The sequence below is a fragment of the Peptococcus niger genome (assembly GCF_900101835.1).
GTDB classification, from domain to species: Bacteria; Bacillota; Peptococcia; order Peptococcales; family Peptococcaceae; genus Peptococcus; species Peptococcus niger.
In genome coordinates, this window is sequence record NZ_FNAF01000027.1 from 1 (window position 1) to 1,548 (window position 1,548).

The 1,548-nt window shown below is 34.5% G+C and carries 3 protein-coding genes and 1 pseudogene; all 4 read right to left on the bottom strand.

The genetic code is table 11. The annotated features are described in order from the left end of the window. Positions 1 to 95: pseudogene (locus BLQ16_RS09855) on the bottom strand (tRNA 2-thiocytidine(32) synthetase TtcA); the annotation flags it as partial. Positions 96 to 119: 24 nt separating this feature from the next. Beyond that, positions 120 to 737 carry a DNA alkylation repair protein gene (locus BLQ16_RS09505; protein WP_091792481.1) on the bottom strand — a complete coding sequence of 206 codons (618 nt, stop codon included), beginning with the start codon at positions 735 to 737 and terminating at the stop codon, positions 120 to 122. Positions 738 to 785: 48 nt separating this feature from the next. Next, complete coding sequence (locus BLQ16_RS09510) at positions 786 to 1,253, bottom strand: hypothetical protein (RefSeq protein ID WP_091792482.1); 468 nt, start codon at positions 1,251 to 1,253, stop codon at positions 786 to 788. 71 nt (positions 1,254 to 1,324) lie between these two features. Then, entirely contained in the window at positions 1,325 to 1,480 is a 156-nt protein-coding gene (locus tag BLQ16_RS09515) for a magnesium chelatase domain-containing protein (RefSeq protein WP_091792483.1), read from the bottom strand. Positions 1,481 to 1,548 lie beyond the last annotated feature (68 nt).

Below are 1,548 nucleotides of genomic sequence, written 5' to 3' on the forward strand. Positions count from 1 at the left end.
GCGTAAGGTGCAAAGGTATGCAGGCGACCTTCATAAAACAGGCTCATCAGCAAGGTTTCAATCACGTCGTCCAAATGGTGGCCCAGGGCAACCTTTTAAACCCTACGAACTGGAAGTTGTCATACAATCAATTTACTCGCCAGCTTGTATACTTGTTTTATTTCTTTACTTTCTAAATTCCAAGTATCAAGTTCAATTTTAATCAACTCTGGAAATTTCTTACTAATATCCCTTAAAGCATTTCCAACCGATTTTCTTACATATTCGCTTGCATCTTCTTTTAAGTTGGCAATTCTTTCAATAGCTTCATTCGGATTTTCCTTGAAATATGGTCTGCTCGTCCATATTCTTAGTCCCTCCGTAACAGCTCTCCTTGTATTAGGATTATTGTTTTTTAACCATTCATCAATTATTGGAAGTGCTTTTTCATATCCTATTTTCTTGCAAAATTCATCGAATGCCTTTGCTAATACTTCTTGAACTTTCCAATTACCGTCTTTAGAAACTTCATCTCTCATAAATCTTAAAATTTCTTTATCTGATGATAAATATCCAAATAGAAACACACCATACATTCTAACTTGATATACATTGGATTTATAAGCTAAAAATGCTAATTTTTTGCTATGCTCATTATTATTAGATTTATAATCAGCAAAGGCTCTTTTTTCTTGCTCTTTAAAGCCATTTTCTATCAAAGAGAATTCTTTTTCTAAACTCAAAATATATTCTTTCAATCAGCCTCGCCTCCTCACAAAATTAGAATTTAATTTTCCGTTTTACATTCAAAATACAGGAATTTCACCTTTATATTTTTTTGCCTTTTCTAACAACGGTCCTTTAGCTCCCATTGTAAATGCAATATTGCTACTACGAATAGACAATAATTCCATATTAGGAATAATCTCCAAAAAATTCATTACATCTTTATTCAATTTTATTTTTCCATCTATAGAAATCGGAAGCCAACAGTAATATCTGCCTTTATATTTAACAAACTCACCAGGCTTAGTTGCGAACTCTAAAAGTGACGGTGTCTCTTGTAGAATATGTCCAATTTTAGATGGGTAAAACAATCCTCTTCTTGTAACACAAAATCCACCTGTTTTTTTACTACCTGTAAACAAATATATTTTATTTTCACTTGTAATCCTATACTCTTCTATAGCCTGAAGTGGAAATTGAATAGTACCATCCTTATGAATAATAGACTTCCCAAAAATAAACTTTCCACCTTTATTCATTTGTGGCATTTAAATAATCTCCTCTTCATTTTTATAAATAAACATAATTTCTTTCAATTCTTTTCCCCCAATATTATCATTTATGCGGTATGAACACGTTCTTTGCTTTCGCGAACGGCAATATCCGGCAGGCCGACAATGTCCCAAGAAGGCAAGCCGCGGGCAGCATCAATTTCTACCGAAACCGTATATACATCCAAACCAGTGTAGCAAGCACTTTTCAGTTGGGCAAGCATGAAGCACCTCCTATGGCATCGTTAAGTGGTCTGTCCATAACCCGGCCGTCACTGCGTGCATCATCCGG

Excerpts from the sequence above, each read along its gene's own strand:
- BLQ16_RS09510 (WP_091792482.1), bottom strand. The coding sequence starts at position 1,253 with ATGCCACAAATGAATAAAGGTGGAAAGTTTATTTTTGGGAAGTCTATT.
- BLQ16_RS09515 (WP_091792483.1), bottom strand. The coding sequence starts at position 1,480 with ATGCTTGCCCAACTGAAAAGTGCTTGCTACACTGGTTTGGATGTATAT.